The organism is Rhodococcus sp. 06-462-5 (genome assembly GCF_002258315.1).
Taxonomy (GTDB): Bacteria; Actinomycetota; Actinomycetes; order Mycobacteriales; family Mycobacteriaceae; genus Rhodococcoides.
Map to the genome: position 1 here is coordinate 274,722 of NZ_NOYD01000013.1, position 18,996 is coordinate 293,717.

19 protein-coding genes and 2 tRNA genes are annotated in these 18,996 nt (G+C 64.2%); 7 read left to right on the forward strand and 14 right to left on the reverse strand.

Annotated elements, in window-relative coordinates:
- Positions 1-68: 68 nt before the first annotated feature.
- The 3 genes from CH251_RS08620 (at position 69) to CH251_RS08630 (ending at position 3,506) form a co-directional block, all read left to right on the forward strand.
- Complete coding sequence (locus CH251_RS08620; RefSeq protein ID WP_094612756.1) at positions 69-2,204, forward strand: molybdopterin-dependent oxidoreductase; 2,136 nt, start codon at positions 69-71, stop codon at positions 2,202-2,204.
- Positions 2,205-2,272: 68 nt separating this feature from the next.
- Positions 2,273-2,346, forward strand: a tRNA-Ile gene (locus CH251_RS08625).
- Positions 2,347-2,582: 236 nt separating this feature from the next.
- Positions 2,583-3,506 (forward strand): GGDEF domain-containing protein, encoded by a 924-nt coding sequence (locus CH251_RS08630; RefSeq protein ID WP_094612757.1) that lies wholly within the window; start codon positions 2,583-2,585, stop codon positions 3,504-3,506.
- Between the two features lie 81 nt (positions 3,507-3,587).
- Here CH251_RS08630 and CH251_RS08635 read toward each other — a convergent pair whose 3' ends face one another.
- From CH251_RS08635 to CH251_RS08650, 4 genes are all read right to left on the reverse strand, one after another.
- Positions 3,588-4,202: a hypothetical protein gene (locus tag CH251_RS08635; protein WP_143537804.1), complete on the reverse strand. Its 615-nt coding sequence runs from the start codon at positions 4,200-4,202 to the stop codon at positions 3,588-3,590.
- Positions 4,199-4,549 carry a hypothetical protein gene (locus tag CH251_RS08640; protein ID WP_094612759.1) on the reverse strand — a complete coding sequence of 117 codons (351 nt, stop codon included), beginning with the start codon at positions 4,547-4,549 and terminating at the stop codon, positions 4,199-4,201. Before CH251_RS08640 ends, CH251_RS08635 begins: the two co-directional genes overlap by 4 nt.
- Entirely contained in the window at positions 4,546-6,336 is a 1,791-nt protein-coding gene (locus CH251_RS08645; RefSeq protein WP_094612760.1) for a TIGR03767 family metallophosphoesterase, read from the reverse strand. Before CH251_RS08645 ends, CH251_RS08640 begins: the two co-directional genes overlap by 4 nt.
- A gap of 106 nt (positions 6,337-6,442) precedes the next feature.
- Entirely contained in the window at positions 6,443-6,910 is a 468-nt protein-coding gene (locus CH251_RS08650; protein ID WP_094612761.1) for a universal stress protein, read from the reverse strand.
- A 114-nt stretch (positions 6,911-7,024) separates the two neighbouring features.
- Here CH251_RS08650 and CH251_RS08655 point away from each other — a divergent pair, with 114 nt between their 5' ends.
- Positions 7,025-7,780 carry a GAF and ANTAR domain-containing protein gene (locus tag CH251_RS08655; RefSeq protein ID WP_094612762.1) on the forward strand — a complete coding sequence of 252 codons (756 nt, stop codon included), beginning with the start codon at positions 7,025-7,027 and terminating at the stop codon, positions 7,778-7,780.
- 9 nt (positions 7,781-7,789) lie between these two features.
- Here CH251_RS08655 and CH251_RS08660 read toward each other — a convergent pair whose 3' ends face one another.
- The 3 genes from CH251_RS08660 to CH251_RS08665 form a co-directional block, all read right to left on the reverse strand.
- Positions 7,790-9,256, reverse strand: a complete 1,467-nt coding sequence (locus CH251_RS08660; protein WP_094612763.1) for a DHA2 family efflux MFS transporter permease subunit — start codon at positions 9,254-9,256, stop codon at positions 7,790-7,792.
- A gap of 52 nt (positions 9,257-9,308) precedes the next feature.
- A complete protein-coding gene (locus tag CH251_RS27435; protein ID WP_179273326.1) occupies positions 9,309-9,464 on the reverse strand; it encodes a hypothetical protein in 156 nt (51 codons plus the stop codon).
- A gap of 71 nt (positions 9,465-9,535) precedes the next feature.
- Positions 9,536-10,003: an NUDIX domain-containing protein gene (locus CH251_RS08665; protein ID WP_094612764.1), complete on the reverse strand. Its 468-nt coding sequence runs from the start codon at positions 10,001-10,003 to the stop codon at positions 9,536-9,538.
- Between the two features lie 95 nt (positions 10,004-10,098).
- Between CH251_RS08665 and CH251_RS08670 the strand changes: the two genes are divergently transcribed.
- Both CH251_RS08670 and CH251_RS08675 read left to right on the forward strand, forming a co-directional pair.
- Positions 10,099-10,932, forward strand: coding sequence for an oxidoreductase (locus CH251_RS08670; protein WP_094612765.1), 834 nt, complete (start codon positions 10,099-10,101; stop codon positions 10,930-10,932).
- Between the two features lie 57 nt (positions 10,933-10,989).
- Entirely contained in the window at positions 10,990-11,631 is a 642-nt protein-coding gene (locus CH251_RS08675; protein ID WP_094612766.1) for a ScbR family autoregulator-binding transcription factor, read from the forward strand.
- On the opposite strand, the gene CH251_RS08680 is transcribed toward CH251_RS08675, so the two are convergent.
- Both CH251_RS08680 and CH251_RS08685 read right to left on the reverse strand, forming a co-directional pair.
- Positions 11,609-12,523 carry an AfsA-related hotdog domain-containing protein gene (locus tag CH251_RS08680; protein WP_094612767.1) on the reverse strand — a complete coding sequence of 305 codons (915 nt, stop codon included), beginning with the start codon at positions 12,521-12,523 and terminating at the stop codon, positions 11,609-11,611. The genes CH251_RS08675 and CH251_RS08680 overlap by 23 nt on opposite strands.
- A 268-nt stretch (positions 12,524-12,791) precedes the next feature.
- Positions 12,792-12,864 (reverse strand) — tRNA-Asn (locus CH251_RS08685).
- A 138-nt stretch (positions 12,865-13,002) separates the two neighbouring features.
- Between CH251_RS08685 and CH251_RS08690 the strand changes: the two genes are divergently transcribed.
- Positions 13,003-13,248 carry a hypothetical protein gene (locus CH251_RS08690; RefSeq protein WP_032394749.1) on the forward strand — a complete coding sequence of 82 codons (246 nt, stop codon included), beginning with the start codon at positions 13,003-13,005 and terminating at the stop codon, positions 13,246-13,248.
- On the opposite strand, the gene dnaG is transcribed toward CH251_RS08690, so the two are convergent.
- From dnaG to CH251_RS08715, 5 genes are read right to left on the reverse strand one after another with little or no spacing between them, the layout of a single operon-like run.
- Positions 13,245-15,161, reverse strand: coding sequence for a DNA primase (dnaG, locus tag CH251_RS08695; protein WP_094612769.1), 1,917 nt, complete (start codon positions 15,159-15,161; stop codon positions 13,245-13,247). The genes CH251_RS08690 and dnaG overlap by 4 nt on opposite strands.
- A 52-nt stretch (positions 15,162-15,213) precedes the next feature.
- On the reverse strand, positions 15,214-16,488 hold the full coding sequence (locus CH251_RS08700) for a deoxyguanosinetriphosphate triphosphohydrolase (RefSeq protein WP_094612770.1): 1,275 nt from the start codon (positions 16,486-16,488) through the stop codon (positions 15,214-15,216).
- Positions 16,489-17,205 carry a YdcF family protein gene (locus CH251_RS08705; RefSeq protein WP_094612771.1) on the reverse strand — a complete coding sequence of 239 codons (717 nt, stop codon included), beginning with the start codon at positions 17,203-17,205 and terminating at the stop codon, positions 16,489-16,491.
- A 55-nt stretch (positions 17,206-17,260) separates the two neighbouring features.
- Positions 17,261-17,869: a response regulator transcription factor gene (locus tag CH251_RS08710; protein ID WP_094612772.1), complete on the reverse strand. Its 609-nt coding sequence runs from the start codon at positions 17,867-17,869 to the stop codon at positions 17,261-17,263.
- Between the two features lie 12 nt (positions 17,870-17,881).
- Positions 17,882-18,991 carry a sensor histidine kinase gene (locus CH251_RS08715; RefSeq protein ID WP_094612944.1) on the reverse strand — a complete coding sequence of 370 codons (1,110 nt, stop codon included), beginning with the start codon at positions 18,989-18,991 and terminating at the stop codon, positions 17,882-17,884.
- Positions 18,992-18,996 lie beyond the last annotated feature (5 nt).

An 18,996-nucleotide genomic window follows, 5' to 3' on the forward strand; every position in this document is an offset into this window, starting at 1 on the left:
GTCTGTCGATGACGGTGCCCCGGTCCCCCGCCGGGCTACGCTCGCAGCACATGAGTGGGAGGAATGCGATGTCGGTTGTGTATGGCTCGTGCAATCTGTGCGAAGCGATCTGTGGGCTTGAGTTCACGGTGGAGAACGATGCGGTGTTGTCGATCCGCGGTGACGAGAAGGACCCGCTCTCGCGCGGTCACATCTGCCCGAAGGCTCTGTCTCTGATCGACCTGCACGCCGATAGCGATCGACTCACCACACCGGTCAAACGTGTGGGTGAGAAGTGGGAGAAGATCGGCTGGGACGAGGCATACGACCTCGTGATCGACGGTCTGATCTCGACGCGTGAGAAGTACGGGCGCAATGCGGTCGGTATCTATCAGGGCAACCCCAACGTGCATTCGATGGGTGCGATGACCCACGGCATTCCCTTCACTTCGCTCCTGCGGACGCGCAATCGATACTCCGCGACCTCCCTGGATCAGCTCCCGCATCAGCTCGTCGATCACCTGCTGTACGGGCATCAACTGCTGCTGCCTATCCCCGACATCGATCGCACCGACTTCTTTCTCGTACTCGGCGGCAATCCGATGGCGTCGAACGGCTCCATGATGACCGTCCCCGATTTCGCCAAACGAGCACGTGCACTGCGTAAACGGGGCGGACGCCTGGTCGTGGTCGATCCGCGCAAGACCGAGACCGCCGACATCGCCGACACGCACTTCTTCGTGCGTCCCGGCACCGATGCACTTCTACTGCTCGCGATGATCCACGTCATCGTCGCCGACGGCACCGTGCGGGTGGCCGACTACATCGACGGGGCCGATCGCCTCGCAGACCTCGTCGCCGAATTCACCCCCGAATCCGCTGCCCCGATCGTGGGGATTGCCGCGGAAGACATCTCGGCCCTGGCACGTGACTTCGCCTCGGCGAAGTCCGCGGTGGCATACGGCCGAATGGGGGTCTCGACGCAGCAGTTCGGCACCGTCTGCCAATGGGCGATCCAGGTACTCAACATCATCACCGGCAACCTCGACCGCCCCGGCGGTGCCATGGTGACCGATCCCGCGATCGATCTGATCAAGCAGGGCATTGTCGGCCGCGGCCATTTCGACAAGTGGCGCAGTCGAGTTCGCAACCTGCCCGAGTTCGCAGGCGAATACCCCTGCTCGACGCTCGTGGACGAGATCACCACCGAGGGCAAGGACCAGATCCGCGCGATGGCGGTCCTGTCCGGCAATCCGGTGTTGTCAATGCCCGGTGGCACCACCTTGAACGATGCGTTCGCAGGTCTCGATTTCATGGTGTCGTTCGACTTCTACATCAACGAGACCTCGCGTCATGCACACGTGATTCTGCCGCCGACGATGTCTCTCGAACGCGACCACTACGATCTGATCTTCAACTCCTTCGCGGTCCACAACACCGCCAAGTACATGCCGGCCGTCCTTCCCAAGAAGGCTGGGGCAAAGCATGATTGGGAGATCTTCCGGGATCTGTCGCTCCGCTACAAGAGCCGGATGGCCGGTTCGACGGTCGGTCGAGTGAAGTCACGATTGACTCCGAAGAGCGTGATCAGCGAGGCACGCCTGCGCCTGTCCCCCGCCCGCACCCTGGACATCCTGCTCCGCAGTCAACGAAAAGGCTTGTCGCTCAAAAAGCTTCGAGCCAACCCACACGGTGTCGATCTCGGACCGTTGCGTCCGGGCTTCCCGCAGAAGCTGAAGACTCGGGACAAGCGGGTACAGCTGATTCAGGACATCGTTGTGACCGAACTCCCCGCATTGGTGGACCTGATGCATTCGAGCGCCGTTCCGACCGACGATGAACTGTTGCTGATAGGTCGTCGACACCTGCGCAGCAACAACTCCTGGATGCACAACACCGCCCGGCTCACCAAAGGCAAAGCGCGACATCAGCTTCTGGCTCACCCGGACGACCTGGAACACCGCGGCATCGAGGACGGGGCGATGGTATCGGTGACCTCCGCCGCCGGGACCGTCGACATCGAGGTGGCGGCGTCGGAGAAGATGATGCCGGGTGTGGTGAGCATGCCGCACGGCTTCGGGCATCAGCGCCCCGGCGTGGAGCTGTCCGTTGCCACGACGGTGACCGGCCCCAGTGTCAACGACATCACCGACCCTGGCCGCGTCGACGCCGTCTCTGCCAATGCGATTCTGAACGGCGTTCCGGTGCAGGTGAGGGCGAAATAGCGCCCCGATGAACCGTCGAGGCGACGGGATTCTGTACGATTCTGCAGGCTCGTACCTGGTACGGGCATGGGGCGGTAGCTCAGTCGGTTAGAGCCGTGGACTCATAATCCATTGGTCGCGGGTTCGAGCCCCGCCCGCCCCACACCGGTTGGCATGCCAGTCAGGTCGGCGAGCCTCAGAACCCGCAATCGTGCCGTATCGGTCTCTGTCCCCTGACGCACGTCTCGGACTCTGTTGTTCAGAGTGGCGATGTAGACCGTATTTCGGCGCACCCGACGAGCCCGCGTCTTGGGAGACATGTTCTTGCCGTGTGTGGCGTTGCTTACTGACCGGTAGTATTTTGTTCGCGGGAATTCCCGTCGGTTTACCCTGGGCAAGGTGGAGGCACGTGGAAGCGAGGATGTGCCACGGATCGCTACCGCGCAGCAGATCGTCGCCGCTATCCCACTTCCCGCGCTCGTTCACGACACCAGTTTTCACATCCTGGCCGTCAACACCGCGTGCCGAATGTCAGCGAACCTGTCCCGCACATACAGCGACACCCGCGATGTCTTTGCTTTCGTGCACCCAACGGAGCATGCCCCGATCCGGGCCGTATCAGAGGATCTACTGGCCAACTTCGCTCGAACAGGGGAATCGTCGCAGCCGCCGGTCTCCGCGATGCGACGGCTCCACCAAGACGACGATGTGTCGGTGTCGTGCTGGACGCACACCGGACTCGCGGTGATCGACGGCGTCCCTCTCATCGTCGTTGCCCTTGATCTCGCGAATCCTATTGTCAGTGAGGCACGAACGTGGCGAGAGCGCGCAGAACGCGACGACCTGACCGGGCTCTACCGTCGCAACGTGGCGGTCTCGCTCATCGACGATTGGCTTGCAGCCGGCGACGAAGTGATGGTGATGTTTGCCGATGTCGATCACTTCAAGCAGGTCAACGACGGCTACGGCCATGCCGCCGGAGATGCAGTCCTGTCCGCGATCGCCGACCGACTTCACGCCCTGTCGCACGACGACAGAGTCGTCTGCCGGTATGCAGGTGATGAGTTCCTGATCGCTTCCCGCCCATCCGTGTGGACTCACCGAGGCTTCGTCTGGCAATTCGACGAACAGCGTTATTTACACGACTACATCGCAGCGGCCGCAGAGGCAGCAACGCACCCGATTGGAATCGATGGGCATCAGCGTGTATCGATAAGCATCGGTGAGGCAAGGCGACGACCCGCCGATTCGGCCGCGACGCTCATTCATCGGGCCGATACCGCGATGTATCGGAACAAAGCACATCGCGTGCGAGAACGATGAGCTCGGCAATCGGGCAGCTCGAGTGCTGCACAGAGCTCTGTCGGTGGCACTCGAATGTGTCATAGGCGTCTCACCCGACGGTTACCGCCGCTCGGCAACGTCGGATTCCACCTCGTAGCGGACCGCCCGGCAGTACAACCGCGACCAATACACCAGCAGCACAGCAGCATTCGCCCCGAACCACAGCCACGTCACGAATGCCGCGAAGACCCCGGTGACGAAGAAGCCCAATACCAGCGCCACGCCCCATGCGAGAACATAGGCCAGGATCGTGACGACCGCTGCAACTGCGCAACGCCCCGGAGACCGTCGGACCGTACGCAGTGCAGCCACGAACGGATTTCGCTCGCCGTCGACCACGGCCGGAAGTATCAGCAGCGCAACCAGAATCACGATGACCGGGAGCAGCGGAAAGAGGGCCGCGAGCACAACGGCCACCAGTGTCAGCACCACGCACCACACCAGGACCCGCGGCCGTCGCCAGGCCCGACTCAGTGCACCGGATGAGTTGCCGTCCGCCATGTCGAGGGCCGTCGATGCAGTGATCCACAGTGCGATCACCACTGCCGCGGCGGAGGCCGCAACCAGCCCCGCGAAACCGAGGGACGATGTCGGAACCGGATCCCCCAGCACGGTCAGCGCCTGGATCAGTGCCGACACGACCAGCACGGCAGCGAGAACCACACTCCCCCTCACGGTGCACCGACCGTCGAATTGCGATCGAGCACGTCCTGCACCGACCCGGAGTAGAGGACCTCCGTACCGACCTTGACCTCGACGGTGCTCGCGTCGTCCGAGGTGGCCGAACCGGTGATCGCCTCGTTGTCGGTTGTCTCCCCGGCACATTCGATGTCGGCTCCGGTGCCCGAGCACACCGGTGCGACCAGGATCTCTATTCTCTTCTCGAACAAGACGTCGTTCACTGCGTAGCGGAGGTCACCGAGCTCGGCACCGCCGACCGGGGCGAGCGCAGCGGTCTGCGAACATCCCGCGCAGGCCACCACCGCGGACACGGCAATGATCTTCCTACGAAATCCGTTCATCGGCCTTGCCTCGTCTCGTAGGCGATCAGTCGTGCGTGTTCGTCCAGGTGTTGCTGCTCGAGCGCGGCGTCGGTGATGGTGCCCAGGTCGAACGGAGCCGGAAGGAGCAGTTCGGTGTTGCGGTCCAGACGCGAACCCCTTCGCATCAGCGGATTCTCGGCCCAGTCGTTGGCCGCCAACTCTCGGCTACGGGACGCCAGATCCAGGTAGCTTCCGCTGTTTCCGGGCGTGACCGGAGATGCGTGATCGAGAACTGTGGTGAACAGGGACAGGGTTCCGTCCCGGTTGTCGACGATCTCGACCACTTGTTGCTGCTGCGGGAAATCGATGCACGACGCGGTGGTGATCTCCCAGAATCCGCGTCCGTCTCGTGAGTGCGCCAAAATCTGGTTCTGGTGGGTGTGGCCGTTGAGCCAACCGATCACCACCGGATACTTGAGCAGCAGATCGACGAATTCGTCTGCGCCGTAGAGCTTCACCGATTGCCCCGGACGCTGTGCTCGGTTCTCCAGTGTGAGGCTGTTGTGGTGCGTGTAGATCAGCACGAGCTTGTTCTCGGCCTGCGCCCGCTCCAATTGCTGTGTGAGCCAATTGAATTGATTCTCGGGCACCGCACCGTCGGGACCGGCGACGGCGTTGCAGGTGTCGAGACCGAACGTTCGAATATTCGGGGTGGGGTCTGCCGTCCACCACGTTTCGCCGGAGTCGAGGTTGTGTTGGGTGAAGCCGTGACCGATCGGACCCGGCGTCGGGGTGGTCTCGAAGTGCTCCGCCATGAACTCGCGTTGCTCGAACAGGTATCGAGCCGGGTCGGCGGACACCGCGCGGAACCCCGGTCGCGCACCGGATCCGACGCCGAGTGCGTCGACCATTCGCTGTAGCGGACTGGACGTCGACGCGTAGCCGGCGAGTGCCGAGGTGGCCGTCGCCTCGAGCGTGTACGCCTTACGACCCCCGACGGCGAGCGCATGCAGTTGCGAGGACAGATCGAATGTCCCGAGCAACAGGGTGTCGTGGTTGCCGTACACCGAGTACCACGGAACCGGTAGCCCCACCGATTCGACGGTGCCCGACATCGCCTGGTCGAGGAGGTCGGGAAGCGTCGGGAATCCGTAGTCGCCGAACGACCCTCCCGACGGATCACCGGGCCGATAGGCCCACTGCGCCTCCGGCCAGGCCTGAACACCCTCGAAGACGTTCGCGGCCCCGCTCGTCGGCCGAACCGGAACACCGTCGAGAACGTCTATGTACCAGCGCAGTTCGAGATGAGAATGCATATCGGCGCTGTCCCCGGTGACCACGGCCGCCCCCATCGGTGCGCCGGTGACCGGGCTGATCCGCGCGTCCGCGAACGCCTTCACCATCGCCGCGGTGACGTGCACGGTCAGCGGATCCTGCGGATGGAACGCAGAGCCCCATGCGGCGTGGTCGGAGACGATCATCGGCTCGATGCGTCCGGGCGACTGCGCGTCGATGACGTGCATGTCCGAGAGGTGTCCGAGGTAGAGCAGCGACCGGCGCGCCTGCACTCTCGACGGACTCGGCGCACGCCCGAGAACGTCCAGCCGAGCAACGTAGGGCTCCCCCGGACCGGCAGCTAGCACGCGGTACTGCCCCGGCCCGGTCGAGGTCCGCAGGATCGTCTGCGCGAGCGTTCCGGTCCCTCCCGCTTCCACAGGCTGGGCGTGCGCAACGAGTGCCTGACCCAGCACGTGGGGTGCAATTCCCCAGGCTGCGGCGAGCGCCCCTACTCGAGCGATGAATTGTCGACGCGACAGCCCGGCCATGGAACTCCTCGGATCCTCGAGAACGGCACCACGTGCGCCTCGCATCCGACGAGGTGACTGCCTATTTTTACAGGGCCGACGGCAGACAGGCTCGATTTCGGATCGTTCAGGGCACCACGGTCACCGGCCAGCGGCCTGCTTTGACCAACCGCACCGCCACCGAACCGGCGATGCGGTGGCCCGCAGTCTCGGACGCCCCCACTACGACCGCGTCGGTGCGCAATTGTTCTGCCACGGCTATCAGCCCGTTGTACGGGTCACCCTGCGCGGTGCGGAATTCCCATCGCACGTGCTCCCGATCCCCGAATCGTGCAGCAGAGGTTCGGACGTAGTCGAGTAGCTCGTCGGCGATCTGCTGACCGGTTTCGACGAGTGAGATGCCGGCCTGGCCCCACGACGACGTCGCAATGGGTTGGACGTACACCAATACCAGCAGCGACCGCTGTCTACGAGCCAGTCCTGCCGCATAGGCGGCGGCGCGCCAGGAAGAGTCGGAACCGTCGACCCCGACCACGATCGACTTCGGACCGTCGTGGCCGTACTCGAAACCGGTGGAGTCTTGTGCATTGCTCACGAGTCGAGGTTACTGCCGGGACCCGTCCTATCGGGCACCCCATCCGGTGACGGTACGGTTGATGCACCTCGAGTCCCGGTCACTCGATGCTCACACACTGGACGGAAGTAAACAATGAACGACGATTCGCAGCTGAGCGGACCTCCAGCCGTTCCTGCAGGCTCCACTGACGGCCCGGCGACCGACCCGGCCACCGTGTTCGCGGCATTGGCCGACATCGTTTACCGAGGCAGCAGCGCAGAGGAGATCTATACCGCGATCTGCAACGCTGCCGTGCTGATCGTTCCCCACTGCGATCACGCCAGCCTGATGCTGATGCGCCACGGAAAGCCCGTTACCGTCGCGGCCTCCGACGACATCGCTCGTGTCATCGACGATATCGAGCGCGCCACCGGCGAAGGCCCGTGTCTGGACGCGATCACCAGCGAGGCGGCGCAGCTCGAGGCCGACTTCCGAACACCGACGCAGTGGCCCGCGATGGCCCGCGGTGTGTTGAACCGCACGCCGGTACGAGGGGCCATGGGATTTCGCCTGAAGGTGGACGATCAGAAGGTGGGCGCGCTCAACCTGTTCACCGACGAGCCGGGTGTGTTCGACGCCGACAGCGCGAGCAAGGCGATCATTCTGACGGCGTTCACGGCCGTCGCCGTCGCTGCGGTCATGAACGGTCAGGAGGCGTCGACTCTGCGTGACGGACTCGAGAGCAACCGTGAGATCGGCAAGGCTATCGGCCTGATCATGGCTCTGCACGATGTGTCCGGCGACGAGGCGTTCGCCCTGTTGCGTAAGTCTTCTCAGGACCTGAACGTCAAGATCGCCGACCTCGCAGCAACCGTGGTCGATCGGCACAGCAAGGGCTTGAAGTCCTGAGCGGTGCGCTCAGTGCGCACTCTGGACCTTCTTGGGGAGCGCGAACACCAACGCCAGTGCCACGAGACTGAACGCGGCACTCACGGCCATCGCCATGGCCGCGCCGTGCAGAAAACCGGAGCCGACGGTATCGGGGCCGGTGATGGTCAGAGATCCGAACAGCACACTGCCGATCACGGCGATACCGATCGCCGAGCCGACGCGCTGCATGGTGGAGATGACCCCGCTCGCGGCTCCCGCGTCGTCTCGATCGACGGTTGCGACGATGAACTGCGCGTTGGGTGCGATGAACGCGCCGTTGCCCAGACCCGCGATGAACAGAGGCACCAACAGAGTCCAGTGCGAGATCGTGTCGGCAGAGCTGGTCGCAAGGATGATCCACAGCCAGATCAGCCCGATCGAGACGAGCGAGGCCCCGAGTATCAGAACGGTGCGACCGAGACGGATCGTCAGCCTGTTGCTCTGCGAGGCGGCAATGATGCTGCCGATCGCGAACGGTATGGACACCAGTCCCGATGCCAGAGCCGTGTTGCCCAGTCCGGTCTGCCACAGCAGCGAGATGGTGAAGAAAATGCTCGTGAAGGCGGCGAAGTAGACGAGCGCGAGGATCACACCTCCGGTGAACGCCGGACGGGTGAACAACCGAGGTGGCACCAACGGATTCTGTCCGCGGCCGCTCCGAATCACTTCCCACCAGCCGAACAGCGCGATGAGCCCGAGGCCTGCGGCGATCGTCAGGTAGGTCCACATGGGCCAGCCCAATTCCTGGCCCTCGATCAGCGGAACGAGCAGTGCGATCAGACCAGCCGAGATGAGGACCAGCCCGAGCCAGTCGATTCCGGGGCGGGCCGTCGGCTCGGAATCGGTCTTGTTCGGGAGCAGCACCGCCGCCGCGACGAGACCGACGATTCCGATCGGCAGGTTGACCCAGAAGACGAGTCGCCAGCCGTTCTCGTCGCCGAAAGCCTGGATGATCAGGCCGCCGACGATCGGTCCGAGCGCAGTCGACACTCCGATGACCGCACCCATGATGGCGAATGCCTTGCCCCGCACCGGTCCTGGGAACAACAGCTGAATGAACGCGGTGACTGCCGGAACGAACATGCCGCCCGCCAAGCCCTGAACGACTCGCGCGACGACCAATTGCAGATCGTCCTGAGCCAGCCCACACGCGAAACTCGCGAGAGTGAAGAGGGCGAGCCCGGTGAAGAAGACCCATTTGTGGCCGATCCGGTCGCCCACCTTGCCTGCCGGGATGAGAGCCAATCCGAAGGCGAGTGCGTACCCCGAGATGATCCACGACAGAACCGATTCCGACGCGTCCAACGTGGTGCTGATCGTCGGTAGTGCCACGTTGACGATGGTGGTGTCCAGCAAAGCCATGAACATGCCGAGCAGCAGAACCACGAGCGCTTTCCAGGCGCGTGCTGGCACCTCTGTCGCTGGTGGAGTTGCAGAGGCAATTCCGTCGGTCACTGTGTCGTCCTTCGTCGTTGTCGCCGAGCAGTATCGTCCGACCGATCCTCGGTCACTGTCCGATCATTGCCGTTGCGACGAAGACCCACGACAGTCCTGTGGCCAAGACCACGAACGCCGACGCCACTATTCGGCTGCCCCACACGGTCTCCACGAGAGCAGTCTCCGCGTGAGCAGCCGCGCCTGCCGTACCCGTAGGCGTCATCATCAATTTCCCACCCTGCATCCGCGACCCTCGTCATTTCCGGCCGGTGGATACCCTGGGAACCCACGCCGAAACTACGGTGTCGCGAGTACAGCCTCCAGCGCGTCCAGAAAGGGGTGCTGCGAGGCGAGCAGCTTGGTTCTCGCCTGGGCCAGCGGAAACCACTCGATGCGGTCGACCTCGGGAAACGACTTCATGAGGCCGGATTTCGGGGGCCATTCCATCTCGAATGTGTTGCTCACCGCATTCGAGACATCCAGATCGGCCTCGACGCCGAACGCGGTGACGATCTTTCCGCCGCGCTGTGTGACGGTGCCGAGTTCGACCGGTTCCCCAGCAGGGACGTCGAACCCGACTTCCTCACGAAATTCCCGCTGCGCCGCCGTCCAGGGGTCTTCACCGTCGGTGATCAGGCCTTTGACGATCGACCAGGCTCCCTCGTCCTTGCGAGCCCAGAACGGTCCGCCGGGGTGAGCGATCAGGACATCCGGACCGTCGACACCGACGCGATACAACAGGATCCCTGCACTCGTATTGACCATGGCCTCAGCGTGCCATCAATTCGGTTGCCCTCCGTCATTTGTCGTCACTACCGTTATCGCGGCTCACGACCACACATCTACGGGAAGTAGGCGACATGGACACGGCAGGATCGGACAGGGTCTGGTTGATCACCGGGGCCAGCTCGGGATTCGGTCGCGAATTCGTTCGTGGCGCTCTCGAGGCGGGCGATCGGGTGATGTCCACGGCCCGTAGCGTCGCCGATCTCGAGGGGCCCGAAAGCGATCGTTTACTTCACGCACGGCTCGACGTGACCGATCAGGAGTCGATCGACTCCACCGTGGCCTGTGCGCTCGACCGATTCGGGCGCATCGATATCCTGGTCAACAATGCCGGTTTCGGCCTGCTCGGAGCGTTCGAGGAGATCGACGAACCCGACTTTCGCCATAACCTGGAGGTCAACTTCTTCGGCCCACTGGCCGTCACCCGGGCGGTGTTGCCTTCGATGCGGGCGCGCCGCAGCGGCCACATCGTGCAGATGTCCTCGGTCGTCGGCGTGGTACCCGGTCCGGGCGGGACCGCATATGCGGGTGGCAAATTCGCGCTCGAAGGCTTCTCGGAGGCTCTCGCCGCGGAGGTGCGTCATCTCGGTATCGGTGTCACCATCGTCGAACCTGGCCCGTTCCGCACCGACGCAAGTGGACGGTCGATGCGATGGGGAACCCCTCTCGACGATTACGCAGCCCTGATCGGACCGGCTCGAACCGCCTTCGAAGCCACCCACGGCCATCAGCCCGGCGACCCACGCCGCGGTGTCGATGCCGTCATTGCCGCGATTTCTTCGGACACTCCCCCGCTGCGGCTTCCGCTGGGCTCGAAGTCCTTCGAATGGATCGAGACCTACCTCCAAGGCCGCCTCGATCAAACCCGCGACGTTCGCCCTGCGGGTTCCGATACCGACTACAAGTGAATCGTCATTGTTGCTGCACGCCGTGCCACGAACCCAGGTAACAGTTATTGTCTACCGATGCAGGAGCGTGCAGCGTCCACCAGGCAGGCCGTACTCCAAGGGGCCGCCGCCAGTTTCGAGAAGTTCGGTTACGGCACAGCAAGTTTGAGCACCATCATCGCCCATGCCGGGGTCAGCAAAGGCGCGATGTATTTCCATTTTTCGTCCAAGGAAGATCTGGCGCAGGCCGTGATCGACGCGCAACTGGCCATGGCGGCGAGTGCGAGCACCCTCATAATCGAGCAAACGCCGAAAGCGTTGGACGCCTTGATCCTGGTGAGCAAGGAGTTGGGACGCCAACTGCAGACCGAGTCGATTGCCCGCGGAGGTATGCGGTTGACGCTGGAGTCGGCCATCGTGGGCAGCCCCAATGCGCAGGCGTTCGAGGAATGGGTCGGCAAGATGGGCGATCTGGCCGCACGCGCTCAGGCCGAGGGCGACATCGTCGACGGTATGGACGCGCTCACGCTCGGCCGCTACATCGTTGCTTCGTTCACCGGCGTGCAGACGGTGTCGGAGATGCTGACCGGACGCGCCGATCTACAGCAGAGGCTGACCGAGATGTGGCAGATGTTGCTGCCCGCGGTGGTGCCCCGCCGACGCCTCCCGCGGGTGATGGCAGTTGCCGAGGACGCCCTTATCGACTGGAGCGATCGGTAGGAGCCAACCACGGTTCGGATGTCGCCGTGACGGACATCGCCGACAGCACCACGCCGTCGTGCTCGAACTGAATGCGGAAGACGCCGTCGGTGGAGTCCGTGTCTACGATCACCGAGCACGGGTTGGTCCACTCGGCGAATCCCATGAACCTCACTTCGCACGAGGTGAAATCCAATGCCGGTGTTCCGGTGGCCAAGCGCAGCGCCTGACGAGCCGCCTCGAGCATCGTGACGCCCGGTAGGTACTCGACCGAATGGTCGAACATCGCCAGGTTGCGCGGATCCGGCGCGACGACGATGGTCCCGTCGGATGTGTGCCGCGCCAGCACCACGTCGGACGGATCGAGACGTCCGACGGAGGACGGCTGGACCACCTCGGTTCCGGCCGGCAGAAAACGGAAGTGGGGGTCGGCAATGGTCGACTTCCGAAACTGCGAATACACCTCGGGTCCGATGGTCCGGACGGACGCTGTCCCCGACGCGACGAGGTGAGTGCCGTTCAGGAGTCGGGCCGAGAGCTTCATGTTGTCCAGCGACTCGTTCTCGAACTTCACGTCGGTCGTGATCGACTCTGCGACAAGCGAATCGTCGATGTCGTCGACCGACAGCGGGTCCAGGATCTCGAAACGAGAGTGCTCGATGAACACCACGTGGTCGAGTGGCACGCCGTGGTTGACGTGACAGAAGAGGCTGATCGCTTGGCGCAGAGCCTCCGCCACCATCAACGAGTCGTGGGTTCGGCGGACCGGCGCGAACATGCGATGCGATGTGGGGAACTGAACCGCCGCCCGATGGGTGCCGTCGACGGTCTCGTAATCGGTCAACAGAACGTCGCCCGGTGACCGCCGATGCACCAGGTGACGTGGAACGGTTGCTGCGTAACTCAAACTCATGAAGCCCCTTAAAACCGACCGACCCGGCTTTTTATAGCACTGTTGAGCCACCGGGATCGCTCGTTCAGTATGTCGCGGACGACCGACAAAACTGACATCGGTCGACGGGATTCATTCATTCGATATACAGAAATAACGGTCACGATCTGTTAACTAACTCGAACTCTCGGTACCACATGTCCGGTACGTTCACGGGCCGAGCAGGAGGCCCAGATGGCCCACCCACGACAGCAAAAATCCCCGCCCGGAGAACCGGACGGGGACTGCGCTCCCCCACCTGGACTCGAACCAGGAACCCTTCGATTAACAGTCGAATGCTCTGCCAATTGAGCTATGGGGGATTACCTCGCGGCGTCACACTCTCGTGCGAGCCGTTGGAAACAATAGCGCACACCCCCTGCCGAGTACCAAATCGCCCTGCTCGAGGTTCGTCGGGCAAGATGGAAGAACAGCCGCACGCTCTATGGAAGGACCTACTGATGATTCGTTTGGTACTGGCGGCTGGAGCTGCGTATGTACTCGGTGCCAAGGCAGGACGTGGCCGGTACGAGCAGATTCGCAAGACTGCGAGCGCCGTCGCGTCGAGCCCGGCCACCAAGAAGGCGATCGAGGTCGGCCGCCAGAAGCTGTCCGATTCCCTGAACACCCAGCCGCGACTGGAACCGATGAAGCCGATCGACGACGAGACCCAGGTCTTCGTTCCCCGCGATCAGCTGCGGCGCTAACCGACCTCGGCCACACTTCCGACGGCGAGCTCGAGCAGACTGCGGCGGTACTGCTCGAGGGCGATGAGGTCGCCGAACAACGCGTTGTAGTCGTCGGGCTTCTCCACCGGTGACATGCGCTGCAGTTTCGATTTGAGTTCGGCCACCTGTTGGCCGACCCACACTTCCTGGAGCCGTGCGAGTACGCCCGAGATGTAGCGGGTGAGAGCGTCGTCGGCCACGCGCATCGGATCGACGGCCAGCTCGGTGACCAACGACACGACAACGGCGTCCTTGGCCTGTTTGGCCACGGCGTCGACCCACTCCCCTCCGCCCAAGCCTGCAGCGGTGCCGCCGGCAGCGGCCACTGCGTCGCGCACGGCCGAGTACGCCGGGTGATGGAAGCTCTCCGGCGGGAGCGAATCGAACACCGTGCCTGCCATCGCAGGCATCTGCAGTACCGCCTTGAGGGCTTCCCGTTGCGGCCACAGAGAAGGATCCGTGGGATTGGGACGCGGAGGTCCGGTGGGGGCCTCCACGGGAGCTGCCTGACGCTTCTCGAACGGGACGCGCTTGCCGTTGGTGTCGCCTCGGGCACCCTTCTTCGCCTCGTCGCGCACGCGGGCGAGCACCATCGCGGTGTCGTCCCAGCCGGTCCAGCCGGCCAACTGCCGCGCATACTCGTCCCGGAGCGACGCGTCCTTGATGCGGGCGACCACGGGGACGGTTCGCTTCAATGCTTCGACGCGACCCTCGGGCGTGTCCAGATCATGTTCTCGTAGCAGCGATTTGACCACGAAGGCGAACATCGGGGTGCGCCTGGCCACGAGATCGCGCACGGCGTTGTCGCCGGACTTCAAACGAAGGTCGCACGGGTCCATTCCGTCCGGCGCGACGGCGACGAACGTCTGACCGGCGATCTTCTGATCACCCTCGAATGCCTTCATCGCGGCGGCCTGGCCGGCCTCGTCTCCGTCGAAGGTGTAGATCACTTCGCCGCGAAAGTAGCTGTCGTCCATCATCAGTCGCCGCAGCATCGCCAGGTGATCCTCACCGAAAGCGGTTCCGCAGGATGCCACCGCAGTCTTGACGCCTGCCAGGTGCATCGCCATGACGTCGGTGTAGCCCTCGACGATGACGGCCTGATGCGACTTCGCGATCTCCTTGCGCGCCAGATCGAGGCCGAACAACACCTGAGACTTCTTGTACAGCATGGTTTCCGGGGTGTTGATGTACTTGCCCGGCATCGTGTCGTCGTCGAACAGTTTGCGCGCTCCGAAGCCGATCACGTCGCCGCTCTGACTGCGAATGGGCCACACCAGCCGTCGCCGGAAGCGGTCGATCGGCGTCCCTCGCTTGCCGGGTGTCGCCAACCCTGCGTCGACTATTTCCTTGGCCTCGAAGCCCTTGCCGAGCAGGTGCTTGGTGAGGGTGTCCCAGCCGTCGGGCGCGTATCCGCAGCCGTAAGCCAGGGCGGCGTGCCCGTCGAAGTTGCGTTCGGTGAGGTAGTCCCGCGCGGTCTGGGCGTCGGGACCACTGAGCCTGCCCGCGTAGAACTCCTGCGCAGCAGCGTTCGCGGCGATCAGGCGTGCTCGGGTGCCGCGGTCACGTTGAACCGACGGCCCTCCGCCCTCGTAGGAGATCGAGTAGTTCAACCGATCGGCCAATTGCTCGACGGCCTCGACGAAGGAGATGTGCTCGATCTTCTGGAGGAAGGAGTAGGCGTCACCTCCTTCGCCGCAGCCGAAGCAGTGATAGTGACCGTGGTTGGGTCGGACGTGGAACGACGGAGACTTCTCGTCGTGGAAGGGACACAACCCCTTCATGGAGTCGCCGCCCGCGCGCTTGAGAGAGACGTAGTCGCCGACTATGTCTTCGATCCGTGTGCGTTCGCGAATGGCGGCGATGTCGCGTTCAGGAATTCGGCCGGCCACGAAGGGCAGTCTAGTCCCGATCCCGACCTACCCACATTCGGTCGCGGAACGGTCAGCCCCAGCTGGCCTGAGCTCCGAGCGAACGCTTGTCGATCAGTTCGAGTCGACTTTCGGTGTACGACGCGATCTGGTCGACCACCACTCGGGTCCGTTCGGCATCGCTGTCGGCCCGCTGCCAGGCGGGCACCAGGATGGGGTCCAGCTCGCCCGGAGCCGAGCGCATCAACCACTCGGCGACGCGGTGGATGCGGTCGCGCTGACGCTCCTGCCTGACCTTGTGGCCTGCGTCGGACATCACGTACCGCAGGGCCATGGTCTTGAGCAGCGCAACCTCCGAGCCGACGATCGACGGCACCACCAGATCGGCATCGTAGCGACTCAACGGCGCGGTGCCGTACTTCTCGTGTGTGCCCTCGATGGCGGCGGTGGCGAAGCGGCCGACGAGTTCACTGGTCATGTGCTTGAGCGCCACCGATGCGGCGAGAGTTCCGTCGTAGCGTCCGACCGCGACCACGACGGGCATCCTCGACAGGCGATCCGCGGCCTCGATCAGTTCGTCGACATCGAGTCCGCGAAATTCCGAGACGCCGAGTTCGGCGAGGGCGCGTCGCTCGATCGGATCGGACAGCGCCCGTAGGTCGATTCGAGCGTCGATCACGCCGTCCTCGACGTCGTGCACCGAGTACGCCACGTCGTCCGACCAGTCCATGCTCTGCGCTTCGAGGCACTTGTGCTTGTCCGGAGCGCCGTCACGCACCCAGCCGAGAATGGCGGAGTCGTCGTCGTAGGCACCGAATTTCGCGCCGGGGGCCGGCCGGATCCACGGGTATTTCGTGGCGGCATCGAGCGAGGCTCGGGTCAGGTTGAGTCCTGCGCTGCGGCCGTCGGCGTCGAGGATCTTCGGCTCGAGTCCGGTGAGAATGCGCAGGTTCTGCGCGTTGCCCTCGAAACCGCCGCAGTCCTGGGCCACTTCGTCGAGTGCGCGTTCACCGTTGTGTCCGTACGGCGGATGGCCGATGTCGTGCGCCAGCCCGGCGAGGTCCACCAGATCGGGATCGCTGCCGAGACCCTCGGCGATGCTGCGGCCGATCTGCGCAACTTCGAGCGAGTGCGTCAACCGCGTGCGCGGGGTGTCTCCGTCTCGCGGTCCGGTGACCTGGGTCTTGTCCGCGAGTCTGCGCAGTGCGGCGCAGTGCAACACGCGGGCTCGATCGCGCGCGAAGGCGCTTCGATGCGAGGCGTTGTCCGCCCCGGCCCGCAGTCCTGCGGTCTTGGGAGGTTCGCTGACGAATCGTTCGACGTCGTGAGCGGAGTATGTGCCGGTCATCTACTGGCCTGCCGTGTAGGAGAAGTCCGCGGTGAAGTGAGTCAGCTGATACCACAGCAGAGCGCCTGTCTCCCTGGCGATCCCGTGCGCCTGGGATTCTCTGGTGTAGACGGCGGGACCGGTACGCGTCGGCGAGGTCCAGGCGTCGAGTCCTGCGTCGCGCGCCATGGTTCGGGTGCGTAGTGAATGCCACGGATCGCTGACCAGCACCACCGACGACTTGCCCTCGTCACGGAGCGTGTTGCTCACGGCCTCGATGCTCTCGAGGGTGTCCGAGCCGGTCTCCACGGCAACGATGGCATCGGCGGGAACTCCCTGATCGATCAGATAGTTGCGGCCCGACGCGGCCTCGGTGAACAGGTCGCCCTCCTGCTTGCCGCCGACGGTGACGATCTCGGGGGCGATTCCCTGTTCGTACAGCGACGCGGCCTGGGACAGTCGCGCCTCGAACACCGTCGAGGGTGTGCCGCTGTACTGCGCAGCACCGAGCACCACGATGGCGTCCGCCTTGGAATAGTCGTCGATGCGCGCCACCTGCCATACCCGCACTGCTGTTCCCGCGACCAGCACCAACGACATCAGCACCACTCCCGCGACCAGCCGACCGGTCCAGCGTCCGAGCGTTCCGAAGAAGCCCAGGCGCTCGGGACCGGGGTCCGGGGCATACCGATCGTCGTACGGGTCGCCGTACGAATCTCGGTCGAGAGTTGAATTCACCCCTCGAGTTTGCCAGGCCTGCTCGTCGGCATGGTCACGGCGCGCCCCGAACGACCTACAGCCACCCTCGATCCTCGGCCACCCGGACCGCCTCTGCCCGGGTGCTGGTGCCGGTCTTCCCGATCGCCGACGACAGATGGTTGCGTACCGTTCCCTCCGAGAGATGGACCTGAGCAGCGATGGACCCTGCCGTCCCACCCCTGGCAGCCGCGCGGAGAACCTCCTGCTCGCGGGCCGTCAGTGGAGAGACGCCGTCGGTGAGGGTTTCGGTCGCCAGCGTCGGATCCACCACGCGAAGCCCCATGTGCACGCGCCGAACGGCGTCGGCCAGCTGCTTGGCGGGGGTGTCCTTGACCACGAAACCCGACGCACCCGCATCGATGGCGCGTCGCAGGTAACCGGGTCGCCCGAACGTGGTGACGATCAGCACTCTCGACTGCGGGGCGACCAGCGCCAGTTCGGCGGTGACCTCGATCCCGTTCTTGCCGGGCATCTCCACGTCGAGCAGGACGACGTCGGGTCGATGTTCGAGAACGGCAGCGGCGACCTCGTCCCCGCGTCCCACCTCGGCGACGACGTCGAGATCGTGCTCGAGCCCCAGCAGAGCTGCCAGTGCACCCCGCACCAGAGCCTGATCGTCGGCCAGCAACAGTGTGATGGTCATTGCGCCTGCGTCCTATTCACCGTGTACCTCCACCCTGAACCCACCGGTCGGCACCCGGGCGATGGTCAGTGCACCACCCGCGGCAGCCACTCGTTCGCCCAGACCACGCAGACCGTTGCCGCCGGACTGATTTTCAGCCGGTCCCACTCCGTCGTCGACGACGGAGATGCTCGACGCCGTCAGCGTCACTCGGCACTGTCGTGCGCGCGAGTGTCGGACCACATTGGTCACCGCTTCCCGGATCACCCAACCGAACAGTTCACGGTGTCGCAGTGGCACCACGTCGGCGTCGCCGGGAAGGTCTGCATCGATCCCCGCTGCCGTCAATGCCGTTTGTGCACTGGCCAACTCGGATCCGATGTCGACCTGGCGCATGCCTCCGACGGTACTGCGCACATCGGCAAGCGCTTGCCGGGCAAGGGTTTCCAGCTCGGCGATCTCGACGGCCGCTCGGGCGGGGTCGATCTCGATGAGCCTGCCGGCCAGTTCGCTCTTGACGGTGATGACGGTCAGCGAATGGCCGAGGATGTCGTGCACGTCGCGGCTCATACGCTCGCGCTCGGCCACGATCGCCAGGTCTGCCAATTGTTGCCTGGCCACGGCCAATTCGTGATTGCGCTGGAAGACCTGAGTGATTCCCCATGCCGCGGCCGCGCTGATCAGCAGCTGGAATGCGAAGAAGGTGTCGGGCTCCCAGGACGAGATCAGGCGCGGTGCCAGTTCGACGATCAGCACCATCACAGCCACCAACGCCCACGCCTGCCGGACCGGCAACGTCATCATCGCCAGGACCGCGATGTACACGGTCGCGCCGAAACCGGTGGTGTCGATCAGCGCACTCATCGCGAACGTCAACGCCACCATCACCCCGAGCGCGATCCATGCCTGCGACGTGGGCAGTGGATGCCCTCGGCGGTGGCCGTTGCGGAACCGCCAGAACGTGGTCGTGAACACCACGCCGAAAGCGACGATCGCAACGATCCCGGCGACCCGTTCCGCCACCGAAGGCAGAGCGAGAATCTCGTTCAACGGATAGATCAGGTAGATCAGCCAGATGGCTCCGAACATCCAGCCGTATCGCCAGACCCGCCCCTCCGGCAGGTCGGCGGTGAACGTGGTCATGTCGC

Coding starts and splice junctions, on each gene's coding strand:
- CH251_RS08640 (WP_094612759.1), bottom strand. CDS start 4,549: ATGAACGGATTTCGTAGGAAGATCATTGCCGTGTCCGCGGTGGTGGCC.
- CH251_RS08715 (WP_094612944.1), bottom strand. CDS start 18,991: ATGACCACGTTCACCGCCGACCTGCCGGAGGGGCGGGTCTGGCGATAC.
- CH251_RS08690 (WP_032394749.1), top strand. CDS start 13,003: ATGATTCGTTTGGTACTGGCGGCTGGAGCTGCGTATGTACTCGGTGCC.
- CH251_RS08710 (WP_094612772.1), bottom strand. CDS start 17,869: ATGACCATCACACTGTTGCTGGCCGACGATCAGGCTCTGGTGCGGGGT.
- CH251_RS08620 (WP_094612756.1), top strand. CDS start 69: ATGTCGGTTGTGTATGGCTCGTGCAATCTGTGCGAAGCGATCTGTGGG.
- CH251_RS08670 (WP_094612765.1), top strand. CDS start 10,099: ATGGACACGGCAGGATCGGACAGGGTCTGGTTGATCACCGGGGCCAGC.
- CH251_RS08675 (WP_094612766.1), top strand. CDS start 10,990: ATGCAGGAGCGTGCAGCGTCCACCAGGCAGGCCGTACTCCAAGGGGCC.
- CH251_RS08700 (WP_094612770.1), bottom strand. CDS start 16,488: ATGACCGGCACATACTCCGCTCACGACGTCGAACGATTCGTCAGCGAA.
- CH251_RS08665 (WP_094612764.1), bottom strand. CDS start 10,003: ATGGTCAATACGAGTGCAGGGATCCTGTTGTATCGCGTCGGTGTCGAC.
- CH251_RS08680 (WP_094612767.1), bottom strand. CDS start 12,523: ATGAGTTTGAGTTACGCAGCAACCGTTCCACGTCACCTGGTGCATCGG.
- CH251_RS08655 (WP_094612762.1), top strand. CDS start 7,025: ATGAACGACGATTCGCAGCTGAGCGGACCTCCAGCCGTTCCTGCAGGC.
- CH251_RS27435 (WP_179273326.1), bottom strand. CDS start 9,464: ATGATGACGCCTACGGGTACGGCAGGCGCGGCTGCTCACGCGGAGACT.
- CH251_RS08645 (WP_094612760.1), bottom strand. CDS start 6,336: ATGGCCGGGCTGTCGCGTCGACAATTCATCGCTCGAGTAGGGGCGCTC.